Here is a 2,577-nt window from a genome sequence, read left to right on the forward strand (position 1 = left end):
TAAAACTGCCATTCTTTAAACGATAGTATTTCTTCTTCAAGCGATAAGACTTAAAAAGTTCTTGTAGTTCATCTTTTGGGACTTCTTCGTAATTTAAATCCATTTCTAATAAATCAACACCTGTACTCACACGAAGTCCGGCTTTAAAACTTCCTGGCGATTTAATATTAATCTTTTTAAAATCATCAGAATAGTACAATTCACATTCCTTGACCAGATCGTGAACAGAATCTGTTAAAAACTCATATATATCATCTTCATTTCTCATAATAAAACTATGAGATTTCGGTACAAAGCCTAACTTCTCCATATATTCCAGATAGTAATCTTCCTTCCCAGGCTGCCTTACTATAATAAAGTTAGATGCAGATGGATTGTCAAAAGCATTAAATTCATGTTCACCGTATCTAAATTTTAGTTCTCCACGAATATGATTCTTCACCCTGTCCAAATATACAACAGGCTCTAAATCCTCAGTAATAAACCTATCCTGCAATTCTTCCGGTACGGTTAGCTCCATAATTTCACTTATTTTAGGCAGAACCACTTCCAAAAATTTGTTTTTATGGACTCCTTTGAATACCAGCGGTTCCCGATTACCTCCTAAATTATTATAAAAGGGAACATAATTATGGGTAAACCGTTTATTGGGTTTATAGATACATCCATTGAAAAATAGCAATTCTCCGGTATCTGTAAGTGGAATAATGTGATAATTGCCCTTGTAATCCATTACGATTCCATCTTCAATCATAGATAAATTGTACTTAATATTAGGATTGGAAGCTGCAAATATAACATCTTCATATCCTTTTCCATAAAGTTCTAACTGAAATTTATTCTCTCCCAATATGGTTAACAGCCTTAAAAGCATATTCTTGGTTAAAATCACTTGAGCCCGGTTAAATAATTTGGGAATTGCCATTTTATCTACAACTTCCTGAATCTCAAGTATTTCTAGAAAATAATCGAGTACTTTACCAGACTGTTTATCAAATTTACTCTCACCATGAACGAATTTAAATTCTTTGCCAAGCACAATATTTTCTTTATTATATAAATCCAATAAAAACTTCTTTATGGATTGAATTTTGTAAAGTTTATTACTGCCCACACGAATAGAAACAAATACATTTCCTTCATTATCTCTAAGAAGATTTGGTATAGTTATGGTTACTTCTACATGATAAGTTTCTCCTTGAACTATGCTTACTTCTTCATTACTAAAATACTCGATGATCTGATATATTTTCTTTTCCTCCGGATTATCCGGTTCTTTTAACAAGGAACGCTCCACATAATTAAGTACGAAAAGAAGTGCAGTCACAACATGTTTGCATGCACCGTTCTCTTTCAGATGCTCCGAGCAATTACAGCTATGTTCAAATGAGCCGTCTTCGAATACTTTAATGGTTACATTATAATTAAAATTATCCTTAACCGTAATGCGGTATTGTTGTTTGTTATTGGACCAGGTGGCATTGACGACTTGATTATTTTTATAGTCCTGAAGACCTCTGGCATAAACCACATCACTGGAAGCAATGTTTCGAATTCCAATTCTGGATAATTGTATCATCTAATTTACTCCTTTTATATCTTATTCAATCCTACTATTATACCACATTTTAAAAAATAAAGTAGTATTTCTTCATATAAAGTATAACGGAGCTAGAAAATTCCTTGTAAAATGTAATATGGAGCATTATTTCATACTGATTGTGGTTTCGGTATGAGTGTGATAAATGAGTCTATAAACAATTTTTATAGAAGGCAGCAAACTGCTTTTCCCTGCTATTTTAAGAAATCTCTACCTATTGCTACATAGCAAAATTAGTATAATAAGACATAGAAGAAAATGATTTTATTCTTGCTTTATTAAATACTGTGTACTATAATACGTAGTTAAATTAAGGAGGATTATTATGAATCTATATACTGTAGAAGAATTAGAATTTGGTTCAAAACGCTATGAACAAACCCTACTATTACGAGACAAAATTATGAGAAAACCCCTTGGACTTTCAATCAAGAATGATGATCTATCCTATGAACAACAGGCTGCTGTATTTGCTGTTTTCGATGGCGAAACAATCCTTGGCACAGGAGTCCTTATTTTTGAAGGCGAAGCAACTGCCAAAGTCCGCTTTTTATGTGTTGAACCAAATTTACAGAAAAGTGGTATCGGTCGTGCAATTCTTGAGAGTATGGAAAAACGCTCGTTACAGCATGGCATTAAAAAGATATGTTTGGAATCTCGCGTAACAGCTAAGGATTTTTATAAGAAACTAGGCTATCAGGAATATGGTGAGATTTATTTAATGAATCAAGCACCCGTTGAACATATCCGGATGCAAAAAATATTATAGTATTTTAAATACAATGAATAAAAGCCAGCTGTATCACTTCTTCAAATATCCAATAAACATACAAGACGCCGCCAAAATTTACAATCGGTGTCTTGTATAATTTCATGCTTTTTGATAAGGACAAATCTCTTTTGAAGTTTTATGGTATTCACAATTATGAACCATAGAACGTAACCCTAATATAAGGCAAATTATAATTCCTATAAAT

The 2,577-nt window shown here is 32.4% G+C and carries 2 protein-coding genes; one reads left to right on the plus strand and one right to left on the minus strand.

Translation table 11 applies throughout. The features are described 5' to 3' along the window. Window positions 1-1,579, minus strand: a 1,579-nt coding sequence (locus RT261_RS02150; protein WP_313128783.1) for an SNF2 helicase associated domain-containing protein, incomplete at its 3' end; no start/stop codon positions are given. 346 nt (window positions 1,580-1,925) lie between these two features. On the opposite strand from RT261_RS02150, the gene RT261_RS02155 reads away from it, so the two are divergent. Further along, complete coding sequence (locus RT261_RS02155; protein ID WP_313128787.1) at window positions 1,926-2,369, plus strand: GNAT family N-acetyltransferase; 444 nt, start codon at window positions 1,926-1,928, stop codon at window positions 2,367-2,369. Window positions 2,370-2,577 lie beyond the last annotated feature (208 nt).

This window comes from Anaerocolumna sp., from assembly GCF_032079385.1.
GTDB lineage: Bacteria > Bacillota > Clostridia > Lachnospirales > Lachnospiraceae > Anaerocolumna.

Coding starts and splice junctions, on each gene's coding strand:
- RT261_RS02155 (WP_313128787.1), top strand. CDS start 1,926: ATGAATCTATATACTGTAGAAGAATTAGAATTTGGTTCAAAACGCTAT.